At 52.2% G+C, this 23,832-nt stretch carries 19 protein-coding genes and 2 pseudogenes; 12 read left to right on the top strand and 9 right to left on the bottom strand.

All coding sequences use genetic code 11. The features are described from left to right. A pseudogene (locus tag BLT77_RS08860) lies at positions 1 to 309 on the top strand (IS5/IS1182 family transposase); the annotation flags it as partial. Here BLT77_RS08860 and BLT77_RS08855 read toward each other — a convergent pair. The 9 genes and pseudogenes from BLT77_RS08855 to BLT77_RS20670 all read right to left on the bottom strand — a co-directional run bounded on the left by BLT77_RS08855 (position 302) and on the right by BLT77_RS20670 (position 11,119). Next, the gene (locus BLT77_RS08855) at positions 302 to 709 is read right to left on the bottom strand and encodes a DUF4382 domain-containing protein (protein WP_176819247.1); all 408 of its coding nucleotides are present in this window, start codon (positions 707 to 709) and stop codon (positions 302 to 304) included. The pseudogene BLT77_RS08860 and the gene BLT77_RS08855 overlap by 8 nt on opposite strands. A gap of 471 nt (positions 710 to 1,180) precedes the next feature. Continuing rightward, positions 1,181 to 4,327: an efflux RND transporter permease subunit gene (locus BLT77_RS08850; RefSeq protein WP_090364849.1), complete on the bottom strand. Its 3,147-nt coding sequence runs from the start codon at positions 4,325 to 4,327 to the stop codon at positions 1,181 to 1,183. After that, positions 4,324 to 5,988, bottom strand: coding sequence for an efflux RND transporter periplasmic adaptor subunit (locus BLT77_RS08845; RefSeq protein WP_090364847.1), 1,665 nt, complete (start codon positions 5,986 to 5,988; stop codon positions 4,324 to 4,326). Before BLT77_RS08845 ends, BLT77_RS08850 begins: the two co-directional genes overlap by 4 nt. A gap of 10 nt (positions 5,989 to 5,998) precedes the next feature. After that, a complete protein-coding gene (locus BLT77_RS08840) occupies positions 5,999 to 7,303 on the bottom strand; it encodes a TolC family protein (RefSeq protein ID WP_090364845.1) in 1,305 nt (434 codons plus the stop codon). A gap of 100 nt (positions 7,304 to 7,403) precedes the next feature. Beyond that, the gene (locus BLT77_RS20015) at positions 7,404 to 7,832 is read right to left on the bottom strand and encodes a hypothetical protein (protein ID WP_143026595.1); all 429 of its coding nucleotides are present in this window, start codon (positions 7,830 to 7,832) and stop codon (positions 7,404 to 7,406) included. A gap of 83 nt (positions 7,833 to 7,915) precedes the next feature. Beyond that, positions 7,916 to 8,518, bottom strand: coding sequence for a CueP family metal-binding protein (locus BLT77_RS08835; protein ID WP_090364842.1), 603 nt, complete (start codon positions 8,516 to 8,518; stop codon positions 7,916 to 7,918). Positions 8,519 to 9,543: 1,025 nt separating this feature from the next. After that, entirely contained in the window at positions 9,544 to 10,539 is a 996-nt protein-coding gene (locus tag BLT77_RS08830) for a DUF4382 domain-containing protein (protein WP_090364839.1), read from the bottom strand. A 153-nt stretch (positions 10,540 to 10,692) separates the two neighbouring features. Next, positions 10,693 to 10,953 (bottom strand): annotated as a pseudogene (locus BLT77_RS20675) (MerR family DNA-binding protein); the annotation flags it as partial. After that, positions 10,916 to 11,119: a MerR family transcriptional regulator gene (locus tag BLT77_RS20670; protein WP_176819246.1), complete on the bottom strand. Its 204-nt coding sequence runs from the start codon at positions 11,117 to 11,119 to the stop codon at positions 10,916 to 10,918. The pseudogene BLT77_RS20675 and the gene BLT77_RS20670, both read right to left, overlap by 38 nt. Positions 11,120 to 11,444: 325 nt before the next feature. Between BLT77_RS20670 and BLT77_RS08815 the strand changes: the two genes are divergently transcribed. The 11 genes from BLT77_RS08815 (at position 11,445) to BLT77_RS08770 (ending at position 22,999) form a co-directional block, all read left to right on the top strand. Further along, positions 11,445 to 13,724: a heavy metal translocating P-type ATPase gene (locus BLT77_RS08815; RefSeq protein ID WP_090364864.1), complete on the top strand. Its 2,280-nt coding sequence runs from the start codon at positions 11,445 to 11,447 to the stop codon at positions 13,722 to 13,724. Positions 13,725 to 13,739: 15 nt separating this feature from the next. After that, on the top strand, positions 13,740 to 14,096 hold the full coding sequence (locus BLT77_RS08810) for a cupredoxin domain-containing protein (protein WP_090364834.1): 357 nt from the start codon (positions 13,740 to 13,742) through the stop codon (positions 14,094 to 14,096). Between the two features lie 105 nt (positions 14,097 to 14,201). Continuing rightward, the gene (locus BLT77_RS08805) at positions 14,202 to 14,537 is read left to right on the top strand and encodes a DUF2933 domain-containing protein (RefSeq protein ID WP_090364832.1); all 336 of its coding nucleotides are present in this window, start codon (positions 14,202 to 14,204) and stop codon (positions 14,535 to 14,537) included. Continuing rightward, entirely contained in the window at positions 14,527 to 15,177 is a 651-nt protein-coding gene (locus BLT77_RS08800) for a methyltransferase family protein (RefSeq protein ID WP_090364830.1), read from the top strand. The genes BLT77_RS08805 and BLT77_RS08800 overlap by 11 nt, the downstream gene beginning before the upstream one ends. Positions 15,178 to 15,187: 10 nt before the next feature. Beyond that, the gene (locus tag BLT77_RS08795) at positions 15,188 to 15,628 is read left to right on the top strand and encodes a hypothetical protein (protein WP_143026594.1); all 441 of its coding nucleotides are present in this window, start codon (positions 15,188 to 15,190) and stop codon (positions 15,626 to 15,628) included. A 66-nt stretch (positions 15,629 to 15,694) separates the two neighbouring features. Then, positions 15,695 to 16,066, top strand: coding sequence for a hypothetical protein (locus tag BLT77_RS08790; protein ID WP_090364826.1), 372 nt, complete (start codon positions 15,695 to 15,697; stop codon positions 16,064 to 16,066). Next, positions 16,002 to 16,370 (top strand): DUF5676 family membrane protein, encoded by a 369-nt coding sequence (locus tag BLT77_RS20460; RefSeq protein WP_342707530.1) that lies wholly within the window; start codon positions 16,002 to 16,004, stop codon positions 16,368 to 16,370. Before BLT77_RS08790 ends, BLT77_RS20460 begins: the two co-directional genes overlap by 65 nt. A 299-nt stretch (positions 16,371 to 16,669) precedes the next feature. Further along, positions 16,670 to 17,095, top strand: coding sequence for a DUF6538 domain-containing protein (locus tag BLT77_RS20665; protein ID WP_425431725.1), 426 nt, complete (start codon positions 16,670 to 16,672; stop codon positions 17,093 to 17,095). A 270-nt stretch (positions 17,096 to 17,365) separates the two neighbouring features. Beyond that, a complete protein-coding gene (gene nhaA, locus BLT77_RS08780) occupies positions 17,366 to 18,787 on the top strand; it encodes a Na+/H+ antiporter NhaA (RefSeq protein ID WP_090364822.1) in 1,422 nt (473 codons plus the stop codon). After that, entirely contained in the window at positions 18,771 to 21,521 is a 2,751-nt protein-coding gene (acnA, locus tag BLT77_RS08775) for an aconitate hydratase AcnA (RefSeq protein ID WP_342707529.1), read from the top strand. Before nhaA ends, acnA begins: the two co-directional genes overlap by 17 nt. Continuing rightward, positions 21,518 to 22,999, top strand: coding sequence for a class II fumarate hydratase (locus BLT77_RS08770; protein ID WP_090364820.1), 1,482 nt, complete (start codon positions 21,518 to 21,520; stop codon positions 22,997 to 22,999). The genes acnA and BLT77_RS08770 overlap by 4 nt, the downstream gene beginning before the upstream one ends. Positions 23,000 to 23,832: the final 833 nt, after the last annotated feature.

Raw genomic sequence — 23,832 nt, 5'->3', positions numbered from 1 at the left:
CTGCTGCAACGCAAGCGGTCAAAACCTACCATTCCGCCGCGTTCAAATGCCGGATACTGGGAAGATGGTCATCCCCGAAATGACGCTGTTCAAGCGCTGAAATATGGCGAGTTGAGCCAGTGGAAAAAGGACAACAACTATCACCAGCGTTCGTTGTCTGAGACGGCGATGTATCGTTACAAGCAACTCATTAGCCCTAAGCTCAGCCTGCGTGATTACGATGCTCAGGTTGGTGAAGCGTTGGCTGGCGTCAAAGCGATGAACAAAGTCATAAGACTAGGTATGCCTGTTCGTCAGGTGGTCAACTAAGTCCAGGAAAGCCCTTGGGAGCGGTCTTTCCAGAGAGTGAATTGATCAACAACGCCTCGCCACTGCCTTCGACCACATTTAGGTGAGCCATATACTGGCCGGCGGGTACGCCCTGCCCCTCAATCAACCAAGCGGCCTGTTCTCCTTGGTATTCAAGCAAATCAACGTTTTGATCAGATAGATCCAGGGAGATTATGTCACCATTGATCCCTTGGTGCTGAAGGGTCAGATCAATGGAGTCCAGTTGCAACACTACGCTACTGACATTATCCACCGGGGCATCAGAGATGGCGATGGACACCGTGCCTTCAGCGTCAGGTGGTGTGGGAGCAGGAGCGGAATCGTTGTCGCTGCCACAAGCCACTAGTAGCGGAAATAATACAAAGCAGTACCTTTTCATAATCGACATCCTTTTTATATAATGGATTGCTAATGTACTATTTTGACTATATGCGATCTAGGGTTTGGCTCACAAAATAGCCGGTGAGGTGAATCTAAGTTGCTTGTTGGAACGCCTTTTTCATTAGTTTGAGGTTCCTTGAGAAATTAAGTGGCTGACACCATAGAATTTATTGAGATAAACCCTCCCGTTAGGGGGAGGGTCTAGAGTTTGTTAATTGAGGCCCTTATTAAGTTTGTTGGGATAAACCCTCCCATTAGGGGGAGGGTCTAGGGTTTGTTAATTAAGGCCCTTATTAAATTTGTTGGGATAAACCCTCCTGTTAGGGGGAGGGGCTAGGGTTTGTTAATTGAAGCCATTATTCTATTATTAATACTAATGCTCTATCGCCTGTTACTCATTACGGGAGCGTAATAATGTGATGGTTTAATGCATTCCTAACAGGCGATAAATTCATTCTTTAATCAATCGTCAGCGATTTGAAACCTGTTGATTCCGTATTGATATCTCACGTTGACACCACAAATAGTAAACCGCCGGCACCAGCAGCAATGTAAGCAAAATAGAGCTTACCATGCCGCCCACCATGGGGGCCGCAATACGTTGCATCACTTCCGAGCCGGTACCTGTGTCGAACATGATGGGGAGCAGGCCTACGATGATGGTTGCTGCCGTCATCACCTTTGGGCGTAGGCGCAGAGCTGCGCCGACTACAATTGCTTCTCGTAGCCCCCGAATATCAGCTGGCTTTCCTGATTGTTTGCACACCTCCAGCCAGTCATCATAAGCGTGTCGCAGATAGAGAAGCATTAAGACGCTAGTTTCGACAGCAACTCCTGCCAGGGCGATAAAGCCTACTCCAACGGCGACAGAGAAGTTGAATCCTTGCAGATAGATCAACCAGATGCCCCCAATAAGGGCCAGTGGTAGCGTGCCCATAATGATAAGGACGTCGCTGAAGCGGCGGTGGCTGAGGTACAACAGTACAACAATGATCGCAAGGGTCAGTGGAATGACATAGTTCAGCTTGGCTTTAGCTCGAAGCATGTATTCATACTGACCAGACCAAGAGATGGAATACCCTGGTGGCAGTGTAAGTTTGTCGGCAACGGTCGCCTGAGCTTGCTCAACGTAACTGCCAACATCGACATCTTCAATATCCACATAAGTCCAGCCATTCAGGCGGGCGTTTTCGCTCTTAATCCCTGGAGGCCCTACCTCAATGTAAATATCGGCGACATCGCCCAGTGCGATTCTTTGTCCGGCTGGGGTAACAATTGGAAGCAGAGACAGGCTTTCCGGAGAGTTGCGGTAAGCCTGAGGATAGCGCACGTTTACAGGGTAACGTTCCAGCCCTTCTACGGTCTGGGTTACGTTCATACCCCCGATAGCCGTTGCGACAACTTGCTGCACATCGGCGATATTCAGTCCGTAGCGGGCCGCTTTGGCGCGGTCGATATCAACCTTGGCGTAGCGCCCTCCAGCAACGCGCTCCGAATAGGCGGATGCGGTTCCAGGAACATCCTTAAGAATTGTTTCCAATTGTTGTCCAATTTTCTGAATCTGCTCTAATTCAGGTCCCGCTATTTTAATCCCGACTGGGGTTTTGATACCGGTTGCGAGCATGTCAATGCGGGTAATGATTGGCATCACCCAGGCGTTGGTCAGTCCGGGAAAGCTCACCAGTGAATCCAGCTCTTGTTTCAGCGATTCCGTGGTGAGGCCCTCGCGCCACTCACTGCGAGGCTTCAATTGGATAAAAGTTTCTATCATGGTTAATGGCGCCGGATCTGTGGCTGTATCAGCCCGTCCGACTTTGCCAAAAACGTTTTTCACCTCCGGAACGGTGCGGATCAGTTTATCGGTTTGCTGAAGCAGTTCCCTTGCTTTGCCGATGGATACGCCGGCGTAGGTGGTTGGCATATACATCAGGTCGCCTTCATCCAGCGGGGGGATGAATTCGGTTCCTATCTTGTTCACCGGCCAGAAACCTACCACCGTAACAATCAGTGCGACAACGATAGTGGCCTTTGGAAAACGCAGTACCGTATTGAGTAACGGTAGATAACCGGCCATTAATAGGCGATTGATGGGATTTCTGTTTTCCGCTATCACCTTGCCACGAATAAAGTAACCCATTAGCACCGGAACCAATGTAACAGCTAATGCCGCTGATGCTGCCATCGCGTAGGTCTTGGTAAAGGCCAGTGGTGAAAACATGCGGCCTTCCTGGGCTTCCAGGGTGAAAACCGGCAGAAAACTTACAGTAATGATCAGCAGACTGAAAAACAGGGATGGACCGACCTCGGTTGCCGCTTTTGAAACCACCTGCCAGCGATTTTCGTTTGTTAGCGGCGTTTTTTCCATGTGCTTATGCATGTTTTCAATCATCACGATTGCGCCATCGACCATGGCACCAATCGCAATGGCGATCCCGCCAAGTGACATGATGTTAGCGTTGAGTCCTTGAAAATGCATGACAATGAAGGCAACCAAGATGCCCACGGGAATGGTGATGATTCCGACCAGTGAAGAACGCACATGGAACAGGAAAATCAAACAGACTAATGCGACAACAACGAACTCTTCCAGCAATTTGAACCAAAGGTTATCGACCGCACGTTCGATCAGATCGGAACGGTCGTAAACGGGTACAATTTCGACCCCATCTGGCAAGCTGGGTTTGAGCTGCTCCAGTCGCGCTTTGACTCCATTAATGGTTTTCTGAGCATTCTCTCCGAAGCGCATTACGATCACGCCGCCAACGGTTTCACCTTCACCATTGAGTTCGGCAACTCCGCGGCGCATCTGTGGCCCCAACTGGATATCGGCAACATCCTTTAGAAGCAGTGGCGTGCCCTTGTTGTTCACGCCTAAGGGAATGTGATTGAGATCATCGATACTTTTTACATAGCCGGATGCGCGAACCATGTACTCGGCTTCTGCCATTTCCACTACTGAAGCACCGACTTCCTGATTGCCTCTTTGAATGGCCACCTGAATCATGCTTAAGGGGATGCCAAATGCACGGAGCTTGTCCGGGTCAACTTTGATTTGATACTGCTTGACCATGCCGCCGACGGTAGCGACTTCCGACACACCCTCGACAGTTTGCAGCTCATACTTTAAGAACCAATCTTGTATGCTTCGCAGTTGAGACAGGTCGTGTTGTCCCGTGCGGTCTGTAAGAGCATAGATATAGACCCAACCCACGCCGGTTGCATCCGGACCCAGTTGGGGGCGAGCGGTTTCAGGCAATGAAGGGGCAACCTGGCTAAGATACTCCAACACTCGGCTGCGAGCCCAATAGAGGTCGGTGTCATCGTCAAATATGACATAGACATAGGAGTCACCAAAAAATGAGAAACCCCGAACTGTTTTTGCTCCAGGAACCGAGAGCATGGCCGATGTTAATGGGTAGGTAACTTGCTCTTCAACAACTTGCGGGGCTTGACCGGGGTAGCTGGTTTTAATAATGACCTGTACGTCGGACAGATCTGGAATGGCGTCAATAGGAGTTTGTTTAACTGCAAAGAGACCTCCGCCGATCAGGATCAGCGTCATCAGTAGCACCATTGAGCGGTTGTATATTGACCAGCGGATTATTGCTGCGATCATTCGATTTCTCCTTGCCCTTGTTGCGGACTAGGTTTCTTGTCCTGATGTCGGTTGTGATCCATTGCGTTGTTCGGAGCAGAATTCATCCCCTGGTGTTGGCTGTGGTCCATAGCGTTGTTCGGAGCAGAATCCATCCCTTGGTGTTGGCTGTGGTCCATCGTGTTGTTCGGAGGAGAATCCCCCCCTTGGTGCTGATTGTGATCCATGTCGTCAGGTTGGCTGTCCATAATATGGATGTCTGTAATGGCGTAGCCCACTTCCTTCTCGGTGATCTCAAAGTGAAGTGCGGTACCGGGCTGAAGTTGTTCAAACTCAACCGAATCGGCAACGTCAAAGTCCATTGTCATGGCTGGCCAGTCCCAGGCTTCAACCGGTTTGTGGGCAATGGTGACTGTCCTGGTATCGGGGGATGTGGCGGTTATAGAACCTTCAGCCCAGGCACTTTGGGTGACGATTTCTTCAGGAGCAGTCATGCGAAGAAAGTCCGAACTGATGCTGGACTCGGAGTCCAATAGAAACTGTGCTGAAATGACAACCCTGTCTTGGTCTGTTAAGCCATCGAGAATCTCTACCTCTCGGTCATTTATCTGACCTAGGGTTACTTCAACCGATTTAAATTTTCCTTCTCCCTTGGCCAATACAACCCGATCCTGCTTTCCGCTGCGAATTACGGCCTCTCTGGGAACAACCAGGCTGGCTTCTGATGCGTCGGAGTGTATTGTTACCTGGGCAAACATATTGGGTTTTAATAACTCATCCGGATTAGCAAAGCGCAGGCGTACCCGGGCCGTTCTATTTCTTTGGTCGAGGGTTGGATAGATGTAATCCACCTTGCCCTCCCATGTTTTTCCCGGAAGGTATTCCAATGTCATAGTGACTCGATCACCAACCGATACCAACGTGGCCTGCCGTTCGAAAACTTCGGCAGTTACCCAGATTTCATCAAGGGGACCAACTGAAAAGATGGTCTTACCCGGCGTTACAAAGAAACCCTCTCGAACATTCAAGTTGGCTATAACGCCGGATCTTGGGGCGTAGACGGTAACTGTGCGTGAAACAGTACGTTTTTTTTCCAACTCTTGAATTTGTTTTTCAGGCACCTGCAGCGCGCGCAAACGCTCTTTTGCTGAGTGGATCAACGCAGTGTTATTGTGATCCAAAGCCAGCAGCAACTCCTCTTGTGCATTGACCAACGCCGGGGAGTAGATGGAATAGAGCGGGTCGCCTTTGGAAACTCTTTCACCTTCAACTTTTACGTATAAAGTCTCAAGCCAGCCCTCGACCCGGGTATGAACGTTCACCAGTGCATCTTCATTGAAGCCTACGTAGGCGACGGTATCAATTTGGCTATGAAGCGGTTTTATCTCCGCTGTGGCTACACGAACACCCAAATTGTTTTCGACTTCGGGCGATATGGTTACTGTTCCGGGGCTGTCTTTTTCGCTATTGCTTTCATAAACAGGAACGAGGTCCATGCCCATTGGGGACTTTCCGGGCTGGTCCCGACGATAGTTGGGATCCATGGGGGCAACCCAATACAGTGGTTGGGGCTCGGAGGTTTCGACCAATGCACGGTTACTTACTTGGTATGTGTGGTATCCCAGCGCGCCCATACCTGCGCCGATAGCGATTGCAATTAGGGTAGAACTAAAGCGGTTCATTGTGGGTCCTTCAATACAGTGTTCCAACCAGCAGGTAATTCAATTTGACCGTCTGCTTCAGACGCTCGACTTGTATCTGCTCGGCTTCAATTTGAGTGTTTAATTCGGCGATATGAGCTCGCATCACCTCAGCAAAGTCGCCAATATCCGCGGTATAGGCGTTCAGGGCCGATTTGGCTTGTTGATGGGTTTGTACCAATAAGGTGTCTTGAAAACGTTGGTTACGTTGATGTAAGCGTTCAAGTTGGGCTAAGGTCGATTCCACATCGGCCCTGAGTCGACGCAGCAACAATTGACGCTCAGTTTCAACGGCTTCAGCGCGATATTTCGCGGCACTGACTCGTTTATCTTGGCGAGAGCTGGTGAAAATCGGCAGGTCAAAGGTCAGGCCAACCGTAAAGAAATCAGAGCGGCTGTTTCCCATTGGGTCATCGGCTCGATAGCCATAGCTGGCATTTACTCCCCACTCTGGCTTATAGCTTTGCTTGGCAATATTGACTTCAGTATCGCGGATTTTACGCTGCTGTTCGATGACCTTGACTGCCGGATGGTTACCCAAAATGACTGCCAGGGATTGCCAGTCGTCACGGCGAAGGGAACGCAGCGGAGCAATATCAGGACGCTGTTGATCCAGGGTTCGGCTGTTCTCCGTCAGCGGTAACCACTCCAGCATTTTCTGGTAACTGCTGTCGTAAGATTGCCAGACCTTGGTCAACTGCTCGTCCAGCCGACTCAGTTCGAGTTCTGCACGGATGACATCTTGCTGTTGGGCCTTGCCGTAGGCCGATTCATAGGATTTTTGGGTGAACCCCACCAACTGCTCAAACAGGCCACGACTCTTTTCAATCAATGTCGCGGTTTGTTGAGCCAGGTAGGCATCCAGATAAAGCTGTCCCACGGTCATGGCGACTCTGGCTGCCCGGTCTTGTCCCAGGTAGTCAGTCAGTTCGCCTCGTTGATGACTCTGCGTTTGCTTCAATTGCAGTGTGTCACCGCGTGGAAACATCTGTGTGATACCCACTTTTAACTGGGTCATCGCTTCCTGATCAAAATTAAATGAGTCGATAGGAAGATTCGCTGCCGTCAGGTTCAATTTTGGATCGGGCAGAGTTGCTGCCGCAATGCTGTCATCGATATAGGCTTGTTTTTTAAGAGCATTACCCTGTTGCCAGAGGTCACCAGAAACAGCGGCATCTATGGCTTTTTGGAGTGTCAGGTGAGCATCCTGTGCGACACCAAGCTGCGGCAGGAATAACAGTAACGTGAAGCTGGCGATGCGTGCGTAACGCCCCTTCAGAGTAAACTTGTTAGTCATCGAGAAACCTCGAGGTGATTAAATATCAGAGTGTATAAAAACGAATAGCAGGCGCTGACTGGTATGACAAAGCATGCCGTCAGCAGGGACGAGGTGACTCTTAATTCAGCAGGCGCTGAATAGTAAGGAAAAGAGGGGGGTAGCCAGTTTTGTGCGGGTTACTGCCAGGAGTTGCCCAACAAGCAGTTCTTAACTGAGTAAGCAGCGGAAATACAAAGACGACAAGTACCATGAACGCCAGTGCGGATGTCGGTGACGAGTCGGTGGAGATAAGGCTGGTCATGTCGTGCTCACCAGGCTGGTTGTCACAGCAGGCCATGCCGGTCGCTACCGGCTGGTTGTGATCGTCCATAGTCAGGTGAACGGTCATACCCGCTGGCTGGGTTAATTGCGGTGAGCTGTCCATCGGCGGTTTTGAGGATGCCGCCGTCATCAGATTAGTACAGAGGATACTGGCGCAAAATACAAACCACACCAGCAGCAATGCTGCAGTGCGTTGAGAGTATTGTTGCGTTCGTATCAAGGACATTGGGTTAATCTGGCTATAAAAAAGTTAATGGCAGTTTTGCTCAGGGTAGACCCTCCCCTGTGGGGAGGGTCAAGGGGTTTTAATTAATGGTGTTGGCTATGATGATTCATCTGCGTATCGCTGGTGTTCATGGCAACTAGCTGCATTGTGGTAATGCAGGTTCGGCTGTCGTCAAAGGTGGTTAACAGCTCTTTTGCTTCGTGGTGCACACCATTGGCGTCGCTGTAATGGAAGGTGAACTTTAACTGACGGTTGCGCGGTACCCAGAAGTCGATAAAGCCATCGTGCTGCGTGGTGACCATCTGATTCAATATCTTTTTGCCGGTCTCAATGTCTATTGCTGACATGTGCATCTTCTGGTTGATCAGCTCGCCCGTGCAACTTGTTGGAACGTGGTTTCCACAAGGATGGCTAAAGTTGACCCATGGCGCGATGGAGAGCAGAAACTGATCTTCCGGGATGGCTACATGGCTTTCGGTACCGTCTGAAAATGTGGCTGCTACTTTATCTGGGTAAACGCGCACCAGGATGTCTTGTTCGTTTTTGTACCATTGATGAGCCTGAAGCAAGGCCTGTTTATGATTCAGCTGACTGAACGATGCCGCCTGCTCCTCAATATCTGAACCTTGACTGCAGGCATTCAATCCAACAACCATCAGGCTGGTGATTACTAACTTTTTAAACATAATGTGCTCCTAATGTATGGGCATTAGATCTGTGTGGTGACTTGCCCAAGTGTCGGCGGTTTGTCTAATTCACCAGCGGCAGAACCCTAGGTTATTACCTGTAGGTTGCACTGCTGGCGTTCAGTGATTTTGAACTAAGTACTTAATGCGAAGGGTTGGGTGGCTGTTATGATCGATACCGACCTCAAAAAGTTGGTATGCCAGATTTTTGCAATCCCAAAGGGGATAAATCCAGCTCAGGTCATCAATTTGACTTAATCGGTTCGACGTGGCGCTGCCCAAACGTGGCCTAGGCTATTGGGGGAGGGGTTAACTCGGAGACGGTCAATGTATAGAAAAAGACGGGTTGTAACTGTGGATTGTCCGATAACCAGGAGGAGGCCCGGGGCAAAGCACTCGGGAGGCCTGGTGCGGCAGAGCCCTGCACCTGACAATGTGCGCAGCTATCGTTACAGGAGGGGGCTTCTGTATCTATACAGCAGGTCATCGCGGGGTTGATTGCTTGGCAGCAATCATGATCTGCAGCGGTCAAAGCAACATCAGTACCGCCATGGCAGTCAGTAGATGAGTTCATCACCGGTTCAGAGTCATAGAACGGTACCGTTACGGCAGTTTGGGCACGAACGAATGCCCCCTGAAAGGTCAGGGCGAAGATCAGAAGGAAAAAACTGATTGTTCGCACATTATTCGCCTGTAACTGATGAATGATGAGGCGTCAGTTTAACTGACGTCTTATCTTGATAACTTGGTCGGATTAACATTTCATGAGGTTTGAAAGTTTCGCTCAACACAACGTTGGTGGTGAAGCGTTTAATCCAACTTTCAAGGCCAAGTATAAACCTTCCCCCAAGGGGAGGGTCAACAGTCTATGTGGCAGAGAATCACAAGTACTGGTTCCAAGCCGTGGTACCTTCAACCGATGTTTCAGGCAACAGGATTGTGGTGGTTAAAGGAAGACCGGCTGCATACACCTAACGGCCGACGCAACCTGGCCTCTACAGCAGCACTTTATTTATTCAGTTAGGTTAGTGGCCACCATGGCCGCCGCCAGCATGGCCGTTACCACATTGATGAACGTTTTGATGGCCGCCATTGTCACCGCTATTTACCGTCAGAGCTCCACCATCGCGGTACATGACAAACTCGCCGTCATTGATGTCGTCAGTTTGTGGATCATCCAAATGGCCCAGGCAACTGTAGCCAACGCGATAGTTGCCCTTGGGGAGGTATCCCATCACAAAGTGCCAGTCACCCTGTTCACCAATAAAGATTGGAGTAACCGCGATAGGTAACACTCTCTGGTCGTTACGAGAGGTACTTGAATCCGCCATCTGAGCAATGCCGGTAACACTGTCCGGGTAAAGGTAGGCTAAATGCTTAAAGAGGCCTCCGGGTAAGCTTTTGGAAGCAAACTCTGCTTCGCAGTCGGCTAGCCATTGCGGATCCATTTCGCCGATAACATGGCCCATGTGACGGTTGTCGACGGAGTTGATTCCAATGTGCCGTATTTCAAACTCCTCGGAATTTTGGAACATGCCCCGGTAAAGATCCACTTCCAACGTATGGGTATGATGCCGTCCAGCTTCAACGGTGAAGTCTGCCATTGGTAAGTATCCTGACTCAACCTGTAAGCCATGACGCCCTTGTGCATTTTCCACGGCACAACCCTGGTTTCCATTTCCAGCATGGACAGTGAAATGAACATTGCGATAACGGCCTTCTGCCAGCTCTAAGCCGGACATAAGAGTGTGGCTATCCATACCTTGGAAATTGAGCAGATCGAAATCGGGGTTATGGACGGCGTAACGGTGTTGTAGGCCACGCTCATCTGTCATAACCAATTCATTCAGGCTTAGCCAAACCATCTCGACATCGTCCATTGGGGCATCGGTGATTGCCACCGTCAACAGCCCGGTTTCTTGAGGAGGAGGGGGCGTGATATCGGAGTCGCTATCACCACCACCACAGGCTACTATCAGCACTACCGATGTTACTGCTGCAACATTCTTAAAAAGTGTCATTTGCCTTTTCCCTATGAACAATTTGACACTCATAGCTTAGGCGTGGCAGAGGAAAAGCAATTGATCCGGATCAACCGATGCGTCTGTCATTTCTTAAGTTCCTCATCTAAAGCAATTTAAAGTTGCTATCCGGTCGTGGATCATTTAGTAGCCCTAAGGGCGCAGGATTTTGGAAGCGTTCAGGTCATCGTCAGGGCCAGCCAAGGAATCAAAAATGGCGCAATCTGGTGCTTTGTCGTTAGCGCAGATCCCTGTCAGGCCCGCAAGTGTGGTGCGAATCTGGATTAGCTCTTGAACCTGTCGATCTATCGCCGAAATTTTTGAGCGCACAGTTTTGTACACATCGTGACCGAGCCTACTCTGGTTGTTGGACAGCTCAAGTAACTCTTTGCACTCTACTACTGAGAATCCGGCAGTACGAGCCCTCCCGAATCAGTCGCAAGCCAGGAATATGGGTTTCATCATAATTTCGGTAATCATTTTCACTGCGCTGTGGCGACAAGATCAATCCTACACTCTCGTAGCAATGAATGGACTTGACAGTTAACCCGACCGTTTTCGCTATGGCTGAAATTGTCACCGCCAGTCTCCAGCCTCAATGTTGACCTTGCTGTAAGGGGAGGGTCTATAGTGAGGATAGAGCCAGTCAAAGCGTATGGAACATGATTTAGATTACCCTGCAGGCTGACTTTATTGTTGCGGGCGTGCTGATTTCGTTAATTGGTGCTACTTCTACTGAAGCTGTGATAGCCAAATGTGCCTATGTTTGCTGTGGCCCTCAAAACGGCATCAGGTTCTGGGAGGGGCGGCGGAGTAAGAGCAACAGGAGGCGTTGTTCCCCCCCTATTCGCAACATTTCGGTACTAAAAAGCGCACTATCCCGGAGAACTCTTACGATGAAGGTAATGCCGGCCCAGAAATCACCCAATAAACCATGCCCTGACCCAAGCCGGGTTGAGCCGCTTGAACTCATTATCGATGGTGCCAGCTGTGCCAGCTGTGTGGATAAGATCGAAGCTGCTCTGGTCAATGTTCCAGGAGTAAACCAAGCTGCCATGAATTTCGCTATGCGAACGGTGACTGTTAGCGGGAGTGCACCCGTGGATGCTCTTATAAAAGCTGTGGAGCAGGCGGGTTATAGCGCCAAGCCCCTTTCAAGGGGAGGGAATATTGATGCGATGGATGAGCGGGAGCAAGCAGACAGAGCCTATTACAAACGCCTGATGAGAAAGATGGCACTTGCGCTCTCCCTTGGGATTCCGCTGATGCTTTACGGCATCTTGGGCGGGGAGATGACCGTAGAGACCGCTTCCGAGCGTCTGGTCTGGTCGTTAATTGGCATCTTGACCCTGGCCGTTATGGTCTTCTCCGGCAAACATTTCTATGTGGGGGCCTGGCAGTCGTTCAAAAATCATTCGGCCACGATGGATACCCTGATTGCGCTGGGAACAGGTACGGCCTGGTTGTATTCCGTGGTGGTTGTGGCGGTGCCTGATCTGCTGCCGGCAATGGCAAGACATGTCTATTTTGAGGCAACGGCGATGATCATTGGCTTGATCAACCTCGGACTTGCACTGGAGATGAAGGCGCGCGGACGCACCTCTGAAGCGATCAAACGGCTGATTGGTTTGCAAGCAAAAACTGCTCGGGTGATTCGAGAGGATCAGGAGTTGGATGTACTGATTGAGCAGGTTTTAGTGGGCGATACCGTTCGTGTCCGCCCGGGCGAGAAACTGCCGGTTGACGGCACCGTTACGGATGGCCATACCTCTATTGATGAATCCATGCTGACCGGTGAGCCCATGCCTGTTGAAAAGGGCGAGGGAGACGAGGTGGTGGCAGGCACCCTCAATAAAACCGGCACCATCATTTTTCAAGCCCACCGGGTCGGATCGGACACCGCGTTGGCGCAGATCATCAACATGGTGAAGCGAGCACAAAACTCTAAGCCTCCCATTGGCCGGTTGGCCGATGTGATCTCTGGTTTTTTTGTGCCGGTAATCATGATCATCGCTGTGGTTAGCGCTCTGGCGTGGCTGAATTTCGGACCAGAGCCTGCTGTCGCCTTTGCCGTTGTATCGGCGACTACGGTGCTGATCATTGCCTGCCCGTGCGCACTGGGGCTGGCGACGCCTATCTCGGTGATTGTTGGAGTAGGTAAGGCCGCAGAAGCGGGGGTGTTGATTCGTAATGGCGAGGCTTTGCAAACGGCTTCTAAAATCAGCGCCATGATTTTGGATAAAACCGGCACCATTACCCTGGGGACTCCCAAGGTTACCGATGTGATCGTCGCTAATGGCAGCGACGAACTTGAGGTGATGCAACTGGCAGCCACCGTTGAATCCGGCTCCGAGCATCCACTGGCTATGGCGATTGTTGAATCTGCCCTGGAACGGGGGATAAAGCCGGGCAAAGTCGAAGTGTTTAATGCGGTCGCAGGTCAAGGGGTTGAAGCCAAAGTCAAAGGGCAGGCGCTGTTGTTTGGCAATGAAAAGTTGATGAGTCTGCACAACGTTGATGTGGAGGAGTATGTTGAGCAGGCCCAGTCTCTGGCGGCTGACGCCAAGACGCCGATGTATTTTGCCGTAGATGGCAGTTTAGTGGCGATCATTGCCGTGGCCGATCCAATCAAGGAGGACTCTGTTAAGGCCATTGAGCGCATGCAGCAGAGCGGGATCAGAGTGGTGATGCTCACCGGAGATAACCGGGATACCGCCAGAGCTGTGGCCGGGAAAGTGGGAATCACTGAGTATTTTTCCGAAGTACTTCCAGATGACAAGGCAAAAAAAGTACAGGAGCTGCAATCTGCCGGCGAAGTGGTTGGCATGGTGGGAGATGGCATTAATGACGCGCCCGCACTGGCTCTGGCGAATGTTGGCTTTGCCATTGGAACCGGTACCGACGTGGCAATAGAAAGTGCGGACGTCACCTTGATGCGTGGTTCGCTACATGGCCTTGCCGACGCCATCGCGGTAAGTCGGGCGACCCTTCAAAACATCAAGCAGAATCTGTTTGGCGCCTTTATCTATAACGTTGCCGGAGTGCCCATTGCTGCCGGTGTGTTGTTTCCGTTTTTTGGGGTGCTGCTGAATCCTGTTATTGCTGGTGCCGCCATGGCGTTTTCATCGGTTACGGTGGTCACCAACGCCAATCGATTGCGCTGGTTTAAGGCTAAGGAACACTAGAGAAGGGGTGAGCGGGTGGTACTGATTAACGTTGTGGGTGTTGCATTAATCGCCCTGATCGTGTGGTGGTTCTGGCTGTATAAGCCCAAACAGATTAAGGCGGGTGGCGATGAAACGATAACCATCGTGGTAGACAATGGTGTGTACCAGCCGGCGCAGATCCAGTTACCGGCAGGGAAGGCGATCACTCTTCGCTTTCTGCGCAAAGACCAGTCTCCATGTGCCGAAGTGGTTCAGTTTCCGGCTCTTGAATTGGCCAAATCTTTGGCCGTCGATAAGAGCACGGTTGTTGAGATTCCGGCATTGGAAACGGGGGAGTACGATTTTCACTGCCAGATGCAGATGTATCGAGGCAAGCTTGTCGTTGGCTAATGGCGTCATTAGGTTAGTCCCCCACCGCTGTCATGGCCGCCTTGAGAGTGTGGTGGAAGAGTCAGCCATTAAGGTGCATCGAGTAACATTTTTACGAGTTGAGACATGGCTAAACGACAACGTTCATTTTGGTCAACGCCACAGGGGTGGGCTGCCATCGGCCTGATAGCGTCAGTAAGCTATTTTCTTCTGGTTGAACACCGCCAGCACCTGTTTGAGTTTTTGCCATTTCTGATTTTGCTTGCCTGCCCATTAATGCACATCTTTATGCATCGCGGACATGGGCATCACCATACGACGAAGCATGGCCGTGACGCTGCACCTCATAAATCCTTTGAGAAGCCGACCAGGGAGAGCGAAGCGTACCGAGATGGGTTCATTGAAGGCTTAAAGTCGGGACGAGAGGAGCGGGAAAAAGGGGAGGATAACAATGAACGGTGAATCGGACTATGGGCTGTGGACGATAGTGATTCTTCACTCTGCAATCTTCATTTTTTTTGCATTCAGTTTTATCAAACCGAAAACCTCAATCGACTGGCGAAGCCTTGGCGCCTTCAGTGCATTTATCGTTGCCCTGTTTACGGAGATGTACGGGTTTCCGTTGACGATATATCTGCTGTCGGGCTGGCTGACAGAGCGTTACCCTGGCATTAACTTCTATTCACACGAAAAGGGTCACCTACTGCATACCCTGCTTGGCTTCGAGGGGAATGCTCATTTTGATCCATTGCACATTGCCAGTAACGTATTGATCGTCAGTGGCTTTATTTTGATGGCTTCCGCATGGAGTCAGTTGCATCGCGCCCAACAAGCGGGAAACGTCGCCACCACCGGCTGGTATGCCCGCTGTCGCCACCCCCAGTATCTTGCGTTCATTGTCATCATGTTTGGTTTCCTGCTGCAGTGGCCGACGATCCCTACGGTGGTGATGTTTCCTATACTGGTTGTTGTTTACGTGCGCTTGGCGAAGCGGGAGGAGCAGCAGGCGTTGTTGCAGTTTGGTGAACAGTACCGCGCCTATGTAAGCGATACACCCGCTTGGTTTCCTAGGTTGTTTAAAAAGACGTCCGAAGATGCGTGAGGAGAACTTTATGAAAACCTTAATCAAAACGGTTGCGTTGGCCATAGCACTAACTTCTTTTGCTTATGCTGGGGAAGAGCACCAGCACGGCGGCATGAAAGATAAATGCGCGATGATGGGAATGATGGGCCATGAGCAGATGATGGCTATGCATCAGCACATGCAGGAGATGAGTGCGCTGATGGATCAGATCGGGCAGGAGCAGAACCCTCAAAAAAGGCAGGCCTTGATGCAGAGCCATATGGAGAAGATGCAACAGGGCATGCAGATGATGGGTGGCGGTACAGGCGATAAGATGCAGCATGGGAAGGATAAGAGCATGCCAATGACGATGGAGGAACGCGTCGGCATGATGGAGAAGCATATGAAAATGATGCAGATGATGATGGGGCAGATGGTGGATCACAGCGCACAGGACAAGAAAGAGCGCCATCATCAGAAAGGCCAATAGGGCTGACATAGGCGCCGATTTCTATTGCCTTATGGTGTGTGGCGAAGCCTAACAAGGAGGCAAGCTATGACTGAACATCATCATCGATTAGGCGTTTCCGAGGTCAATCTGGTAGTACGCCATATGAAGCTGGTGCCCTGCGAAAAATCCAGCCTTGAAGCGGCCGAAGAAGAACTCGACCAGTTGTATGGGATGGATGACATATCGTTTGACGAAACCTCGAATGTCCTCAACCTAGCCTATGATGCCTCACGCTTGTGCCTGGATGGTATTGAGGAGGTGTTACAAAAACACGGCATCAAGGTAAGCCATGACTGGTGGACTCGTTTTAAGGAGGGGTACTACCGGTTTATCGACCAAAATGTGAAAGACCATGCCACACATAAACCATGGAGCTGTCACAAATCGCCACCGGGATCGGGCAGAAAGCGGCGATGAACATTTAGCACGATCCAATTGGTCAATGCGTAATACAGTGAGGTTGAGCATGATATTAAACGCGACAAAATTTGGTCTCGCATCTGCAATCGCTTTCGCTATTTTTTGGATTGTATGCAGTCTACTGGTTTGGCTACTGCCGGCCATGATGATGGACATGACAGGGCACATGACACATGGTGATTGGTCACAAATGGGGTGGCGCCTGTCCATTGGTGGCGTATTCATTGGCTTGATTGGATGGTCTGTGGTGGCGGGATTTTGCGGATGGTTATTGGCTACCATCTATAACAAAATGTTGTAATAGTGATTTTTTTGATGATCACGAAAATACCGTTCCTATGGCTTTGCTACTCGGTTTCCACGAATCATTGAGTTGGTTAGTTGGCAGAGTTTGGTAAAATTCCTTCAGGCATATCGAGCTGCTGGAAACACTATGCAGGTTTTTGCGTTATTTTTTATGCAATATTTTGCTTCAGAGGGCCAGCCAACTATCTGATTTGCTGAAGCTGATTATGCAGACTTATGGTTTAAGCGACAATCCTGCTGATTTTCTTGGAATTTCTCTAGTTGATACCGTGGTGAGACACTCGGTGAGACACTTTGCGTATTTCAAACACCCTAAAATCTCAGTCAGTCCCCTACCTGTTTCAGTCCAGACATGGCATCTGGTATGCGCGCGTCGTTGTACCCAAAAGCCTACATTCTCAGGTTGGTCATCGAGACCTTAAGCAATCCCTTCGAACTCGTTGCAGACGAGAGGCTATCCAGCGGTCTTGGCAATTCCTCGACAACCTCGCACTCAAGGCTAGAGCGAAAGAGCAAACGGTTGACCAGCAGCGCTCTTCTTCACCTCAGAGCCGATCTCAGGCTCCTGTTGAACCTCCACGGATTGAACCTGTCAAGCAGCCACAGGACGACTCTCCCAAGCTCTCGGAGGTCGTTAAGCTGTTTACCGCTGAGAAGCTCAAGGTCAACGCATGGAAGCCCCATGAGGTGGCTCACAATGAGTTTGCCTACAGGGAGTGAATCGCCACCACTTCCATAGACACCCCAAAGCCAAACAAGCCATAAAAAGTTAGCTCTACAGGCTTCTATTGAAGTGGGGCCGATTCAATTAGAACAGGGACGATGCGGCTAAGGGACTAGACTGAGTGAGTTGGATTTAAGCTATTCACAGGGGGGATTTATGCCGTGGGTCAATGGTGACCGTGTGTTTCCGTGCGATGGTATGTGCTACGTCTTTGGTGGGGGTTGTGGTTATGCCAGGCGCTTACCGGGTCCGGGCCGGCGATCATTATGAAGGCTGGCGGTAATAAATCATCCTGGGTGAAACGGGGCCAGCCGTCTCAGTTGCCGAAGGAACACATCGATTGGGTCATTCATCCGGTCACGCGTTTCGTTAAGCTCGAAGCCTCTGCGGGATTGGTTCTGTTGTTATCGACGCTGCTCGCTTTGGCGCTCGCCAACTCTGCCTGGCGTGAACCATTCGCCACCGTGTGGCATACCTCAGTCGGGATTAACATCGGCGCCTTTGTTTTTGAACGGTCATTGCATTCTTGGGTGAACGACGCAGCGATGACCCTGTTTTTCTTCTTAATCGCGTTGGAGCTCAAGCGTGAGCTGGTGCTCGGTGAGTTACGTCAGCCGCGCCTGGCCATGTTGTCGATCAGTGCCGCGCTGGGAGGCATGCTGTTTCCCGCTCTCGTCTATCTGCTGTTGCAGTTTGGCGAGCCCGGTCAGCATGGCTGGGGCACCGTGATGGCAACGGATACGGCGTTCGTGATCGGCTGCTTGGCGCTGCTGGGTCGGCGCATTCCGAAAAGTTTGCGGATATTCATGCTATCGCTCGCTGTCGTCGATGACATTGGGGCCATTATGGTTGTGGCGATCGGTTATGGATCTGAGATCGATTGGTTCCCTATCGGACTGGCCATGCTGGGTTTGGTGTTGATCCGGCTCATCGGGTTTCTCGGGGTGCGCAGTATGCCACTGTTTTTTCTGATCGGCGGATTGGTCTGGCTGGCGGTCGATGCGTCCGGCATTCACCCGACCGTCACGGGCGTGGTGCTCGGTTTGATGACCCCCACCAGTAAATGGGTCACCGATGACCGTCTGCATACCATCATGGATTGTGTGGTGGCTTATCCGCCGGGCGATCATTGGAGCGGGGATACGCCAGGCCGCCGGGTGTTAAAAACTGCGGAAGCGGCGGCGCGCGAAGCGCTTTCTCCGGTCGAGCGGTTGGAAATGCTGCTGCACCCCTGGGTCGGTTTTGTGGTGATGCCTTTGTTTGCTCTGGCCAATGCGGGGGTGCAACTGTCTGATACGCAGTTTTCCTCCTCATTGATGATGGCGGTATTCCTGGGTTTGGTGTTCGGTAAGCCGGTTGGAATTCTGTTGTTTAGCTGGCTGGCCGTAACCTTGCGTATTGCGGTTTTGCCACGGGATCTCAGTTGGCGATTGATCCTCGGTGGCGGCGCATTGGCCGGCATTGGTTTCACCATGGCCCTTTTTATCGCCGAGCTGGCGTATAGCCCAGCGCAGATACATTCAGTGAAATTGGCCATTTTGCTTGCGTCGGTTGCGTCTGCTTTATTCGGCCTGGTTTTGTTGCTTTACCTCACTCCACCTGCGGTTGAGCTAACTGCACCCCCAACGGGGACACCGCAGAGGCCGCTTGATCGTCGATCCTCGGAGGCCAATGATGATGAGATCTAAACAAGCAAAGCAATGGCGCCAACGCTATTTGACCGAGCACGTCAGCGACGGTGAAACATGGCGTTATTGGTCGCTACCAAAACTGGCGCAGGATTACCACTTCTCACTGGAGGAGCAACCGCTTGTCGTGCGGCTGTTTTTGGAAAATGTCATGAGACACAGCCTGGGGGATGACGACCAGGCCAATATCATCCAACAGCTCTGCGCGAGCAACGCGTCACAGGCGTTTGAGTTTTCGTTTTTCCCCAGCCGGGTGCTGATGCAGGACTATACCGGCGTACCGGCGATTGTCGATCTGGCGGCGATGCGCGATGCGGTGCACGCCAAAGGTGGCGATGCCAAGCGGATCAATCCGCTGTGTCCGGTTGATCTGGTGATCGATCACTCGGTGATCGTGGATAAGGCCGGAACCGCCGATGCGCTGTCTTTCAACCGGCAGCGGGAGATGGAACGCAACCGTGAGCGCTATCAGTTTTTAAAGTGGGCTCAGGGCGCTTTTGACAACCTGACTGTCGTGCCGCCGGGCAGGGGGATCTGCCATCAGGTTAATCTCGAGTATTTGGCTCAGGTGGTGCGCCAAGTTGATGGCGTCCTGTCTCCGGATACGCTGGTGGGCACCGATAGCCATACCACGATGATCAACGGTCTAGGGGTGCTCGGTTGGGGCGTTGGCGGCATCGAGGCCGAGGCGGTTATGCTCGGCCAACCCTTGAGTCTCAATACACCCAAGGTGGTTGGGGTGAATTTGCTGGGGGCGCTGTCCCCGGGCCTGACCGCCACCGACTTGGTGTTAACCCTGACCGAGTTGCTGAGAAACCACGGTGTGGTGGGCAAGTACGTTGAGTTTTACGGCGCGGGGCTGGCCAATCTGAGTGTGGCGGATCGTGCCACCATCGCCAATATGGCGCCTGAGTATGGCGCGACCTGTGCGCTGTTCCCCATCGATGATCAGGTCATTAACTATCTCACCTTGACCCACCGCCCTGCCGATCTGGTGAAGCGGGTGCGCGATTATGCCCATGCCCAGGGCTTGTTCTATCAGCCGGGTGAACTTGCCAGTTCGGTGATTTACAGCGAGAACCTAACGGTCGACCTCGGCGAGATCGTTCCCTGTGTGGCCGGTCCTAAGCGGCCACAAGATCGGTTGCCGTTAGCGGCGATCAAGCAGAAGACCCTGGATGAAATCGCCTTGGCGGGCGAGCACTCGCGCCAAGGCGCGGACGACGAGGCGCTAAGCGACGGCGATCTGGTGATCGCTGCCATCACCTCCTGCACCAACACTTCCAACCCGCAGGTGATGGTGCTGGCGGGAATACTGGCCAAGGCGGCGGTGGAGAAAGGCATGACGGTCAAACCCCATGTCAAAACCTCGCTGGCCCCTGGCTCTCAGGTGGTGGCGCGTTATCTGGATCAGTCTGGACTGCAGGGGTATTTGGACCAGTTAGGGTTTCAGCGGGTGGGATTTGGCTGTACTACCTGCATCGGCAACTCCGGGCCATTAAACGATGGACTGGAAGCGGTGATCGCGCAAGGCAAGCTGCAAGTGTGTGGCGTGCTGTCCGGCAACCGCAATTTTGAAGGTCGCATTCATCCCTTTGTGCGTATGAATTGGCTGGCATCGCCGCCGCTGGTGGTGGCGTTTGCCCTGGTGGGGCATACCCGTATCGATTTGGACACCGAGCCGCTGGGCACGGATCGCGATGGCAATGCGGTGTTCCTTCGCGACTTGTGGCCCGATAGCGCCGAGGTGGCGGCGGTGCTGGCGCAGATCAATCGAGCGCTGTATGGCCAGTCATATGCAAACATGACCCTAGGTGATGACACTTGGCGGGGACTCAAGACCGACAACGCGGTGTGCTATCCGTGGCAAAAGGAGTCCACCTACATCCGTCAGGCTCCGTTTGTGGCTTGCACCACGCCTCCCAAGCCGATAGTGGATGGTCGGATCTTGGCGATCTTTGGTGACTCCATTACCACGGATCATATCTCGCCAGCGGGCCAGATCGATCCGCTGACCCCGGCGGGCGAATATCTGCTCAGACAGGGGGTTAAGGCCGAGGTCTTTAACAGCTATGGCGCGCGCCGTGGCAATCATGAAGTGATGGTGCGAGGCACCTTTGCCAATCGGCGGCTCAAGAACCGTTTGGTGGATCCGATGGAAGGGGGCTTCACCCGCATTTGGAGCCCGCCGGGCGGATCGGCTCCGCAGCAGAGTGATCGGGTCGCGGCACAGACTGCGCCGGTTTCGATCTATCAGGCCAGTCAACACTATCTCGCTCATCAAGTGTCGCTGGTGATCTTTGCCGGTAAGGAGTACGGCACCGGCTCAAGCCGCGACTGGGCAGCGAAAGGCTGCCTGTTATTGAATATCAAGGCGGTGATCGCACGCTCTTTTGAGCGCATCCATCGCAGCAACCTGGTGGGAATGGGGATCATGCCCCTGTTGTTACCTGCCGACCTCAAACCGAATGCACTGCAGCTCAGTGGCGACGAGTTGATCAGTATTACCGCGCCATCGGCCAATGGGTTTGAAGTGCTGCTGCCACGGCAGATCCTCTCCCTGCGGATCGCCGCGGCCCATTCATCACCATCGCCGCTTGAACCGGTGGTAGCGCAAACGATCCCGGTGACGCTGGCGATCGAAAATGAGCGCGAGCTGGCGTATTTCTTCGCCGGGGGGATCTTGCCCTACGTGGCCGATCAATTCTGTTCGCCCAAGCGGAGCAGGGGATGAAAAAGCGCAGCAAGCACGCTGCCCGCCGGCCCCGCTCTCAGCTTCGCGTCGCCGCTGGCCCTAAGCAGGCACAGGCCGCAGAGAGCCCGCTGCCTCAGAGCAATGAGCGGCAGGCGGATGGCGAAGTCCTGTGGGGCAAACAGACGCAAGCTTCACTGCGCTATTTCAACATCGGCGAACACCGATTTAGTCCGCGTTTTATTGCCGTGTTGGTCACCATTAAGCGGGCCTGCGCACAGGTCAACCGGCAGCATCGACGGTTAACGGCCGAGCACTGTGATGCCATCGTGTGGGCGTGTGATGCCATTTTGGCGGGCGATCATGGGGCACAATTTCCGCTGCGGATCTGGCAAACCGGCTCCGGCACGCAAACCAACATGAACGTCAATGAGGTCATCGCCTCACTGGCCAATAGCTATTTGGCCGAGAGTGGCCAAGGCGGGGCGCAGCCGGAGTCCATTCACCCTAATGATCATGTCAACCGGTCGCAATCCTCCAACGATGTGTTTCCCTGTGCCATGCATATCCTGGTGGCCACCCAAACCCAGCAACAATTGCTGCCTGCGCTGGCCCTTATGGATCGGGTCCTCTCGCAAAAACAGGCCGAGTTTCACGAGATCTATTCGGTCGGGCGAACCCACTTGATGGATGCCTTGCCCATCCGTTCAGGAGCGATACTCTCGGCCTACCTCAGCCAGTTAACGGCGGCGAGAAACGCGATAGAGCAGAGTCTGGAGGCGGTGTATTCACTGGCGTTGGGGGGGACGGCGGTGGGCTCAGGGGCCAATGCGCCGGCGCAATTCGGCCAGCAGGTGATCGCGCTGTTGGCGGCGCATTATCAGTTACCTTTTAGCCAACACCCCAATCTGTACGCGGCCGTATCGAGTGAGGACGCACTGCTGCGTTACAGCGCGGCGTTAAAGCAGTTGGCGGCCAGCCTGCAAAAAATGGCGAACGATTTTCGATTGCTCGGCAGTGGGCCACGTTGCGGCTTCAACGAGTGGCACCTACCCGCCAATGAGCCGGGCAGCTCTATCATGCCGGGCAAGGTGAACCCGACTCAATGTGAAGCGCTGAGCATGGTGTGCCTGCAGATCTTCGGCAACGATCTGACGGTGGCGCTGGCCGTTTCCAGCGGACAGTTGCAACTGAACACCTATCGGCCGGTGATCTTGCACAACCTGCTGGAGAGCATCGACTTGCTGTCTGATGCAATGAACGCCTTTAGCGAGCACTGCATTGACGGATTCACCCTCAACCAAGCGCAGATAGACCTAAACATGCGCAACAATCTATCGGTGATCACCCTGCTTACCCCTGAGCTTGGCTATGACGTGGCCGCTGAAATTGCACGCACCGCACAGCTGAAAAATCTCCCGTTATCGGCAGCGGCTGAGATCTTAGGTTTATACACTCAGGAGCAATTTGAATTGCTGCTATTAGAGAGTTTGAATCGGCACTTTTCGGCGATAAAGTGAGCGCTATGGAGCGCTATGGAGCGCTGAGAATGGGATCTCGTTCAATAGAGGCGGTGCGAAGGAATATGATCCGTATGCCTGTTGTAGATGAGTAGTTGACCATTCGCCTATGCATCGGAACAAAGATCAGGCAAGCTTCCGACCAGCCGATGTGGTGTTACTTTTCATCACCTCAAACCCTTGCCCGTAACCCTATGCAGGTTTTTGCTTTATTTGCACGCAAACTCATGGTTCAAAAATACAGGTAAGTGTCTGACGCTTGGTTGTGGTTTATGCAGACTCATGCTCGAAGTGGTATATCTTTATGATTATGTTGTAATTTATCTAATTGAAGCCGTGGTGAGACACTTTGCGACTTTCAAACACCTCAAAATCTCATTTAGTCCCCTACCTGTTTTAGTCGACCGCTACAGATGGTTCGGCTAGCCGTTGATGAGCAAGGCTCGGTTATTCAGCGTATCGAACGCCACTTGAGGAAAGGGCGTCCGTCACACCAAGCTTTAAGATCATCGGTTTTGGAGACCGTCAAAGATGCCAACTCGCCCGGATAGTTAACGATCATCTTTAGAAAACGATTCGCCAAAAACTACCGAATAAGCCCCCGATTTTACTGAATTGTGGCAATGAATATTCTAAAGCCGCCAGCGCATAGCATGCGCTAAAACGTCGGTTTTCAGTGGTAAAAGACCTAGCTGCTTATAGCATCCAAGGAGAGGGCTAGATAACGAGTTGATTCCTGAAGTTCAGCATGAGCTATTGGGGGGGCTTTTTCTCATTAGAAGCAAGCGCTGAGCTGGCAATGTCACCATAACCTAACTTGGAGCGATGTATCA

It is taken from the genome of Ferrimonas sediminum (genome assembly GCF_900100175.1).
GTDB lineage: Bacteria > Pseudomonadota > Gammaproteobacteria > Enterobacterales > Shewanellaceae > Ferrimonas > Ferrimonas sediminum.
Note: the sequence above shows the minus strand (reverse complement) of the source record. Positions and strands in the feature narration are given on the sequence as shown.

Coding starts and splice junctions, on each gene's coding strand:
- BLT77_RS08850 (WP_090364849.1), bottom strand. CDS start 4,327: ATGATCGCAGCAATAATCCGCTGGTCAATATACAACCGCTCAATGGTG.
- BLT77_RS08805 (WP_090364832.1), top strand. CDS start 14,202: ATGGCTAAACGACAACGTTCATTTTGGTCAACGCCACAGGGGTGGGCT.
- BLT77_RS08770 (WP_090364820.1), top strand. CDS start 21,518: ATGAAAAAGCGCAGCAAGCACGCTGCCCGCCGGCCCCGCTCTCAGCTT.
- BLT77_RS08800 (WP_090364830.1), top strand. CDS start 14,527: ATGAACGGTGAATCGGACTATGGGCTGTGGACGATAGTGATTCTTCAC.
- acnA (WP_342707529.1), top strand. CDS start 18,771: ATGATGATGAGATCTAAACAAGCAAAGCAATGGCGCCAACGCTATTTG.
- BLT77_RS08855 (WP_176819247.1), bottom strand. CDS start 709: ATGAAAAGGTACTGCTTTGTATTATTTCCGCTACTAGTGGCTTGTGGC.
- BLT77_RS08840 (WP_090364845.1), bottom strand. CDS start 7,303: ATGACTAACAAGTTTACTCTGAAGGGGCGTTACGCACGCATCGCCAGC.
- BLT77_RS08790 (WP_090364826.1), top strand. CDS start 15,695: ATGACTGAACATCATCATCGATTAGGCGTTTCCGAGGTCAATCTGGTA.
- BLT77_RS08815 (WP_090364864.1), top strand. CDS start 11,445: ATGCCGGCCCAGAAATCACCCAATAAACCATGCCCTGACCCAAGCCGG.
- BLT77_RS08830 (WP_090364839.1), bottom strand. CDS start 10,539: ATGACACTTTTTAAGAATGTTGCAGCAGTAACATCGGTAGTGCTGATA.
- BLT77_RS08835 (WP_090364842.1), bottom strand. CDS start 8,518: ATGTTTAAAAAGTTAGTAATCACCAGCCTGATGGTTGTTGGATTGAAT.
- BLT77_RS08845 (WP_090364847.1), bottom strand. CDS start 5,988: ATGAACCGCTTTAGTTCTACCCTAATTGCAATCGCTATCGGCGCAGGT.
- nhaA (WP_090364822.1), top strand. CDS start 17,366: ATGAAGGCTGGCGGTAATAAATCATCCTGGGTGAAACGGGGCCAGCCG.
- BLT77_RS20460 (WP_342707530.1), top strand. CDS start 16,002: ATGCCACACATAAACCATGGAGCTGTCACAAATCGCCACCGGGATCGG.
- BLT77_RS08795 (WP_143026594.1), top strand. CDS start 15,188: ATGAAAACCTTAATCAAAACGGTTGCGTTGGCCATAGCACTAACTTCT.
- BLT77_RS20015 (WP_143026595.1), bottom strand. CDS start 7,832: ATGTCCTTGATACGAACGCAACAATACTCTCAACGCACTGCAGCATTG.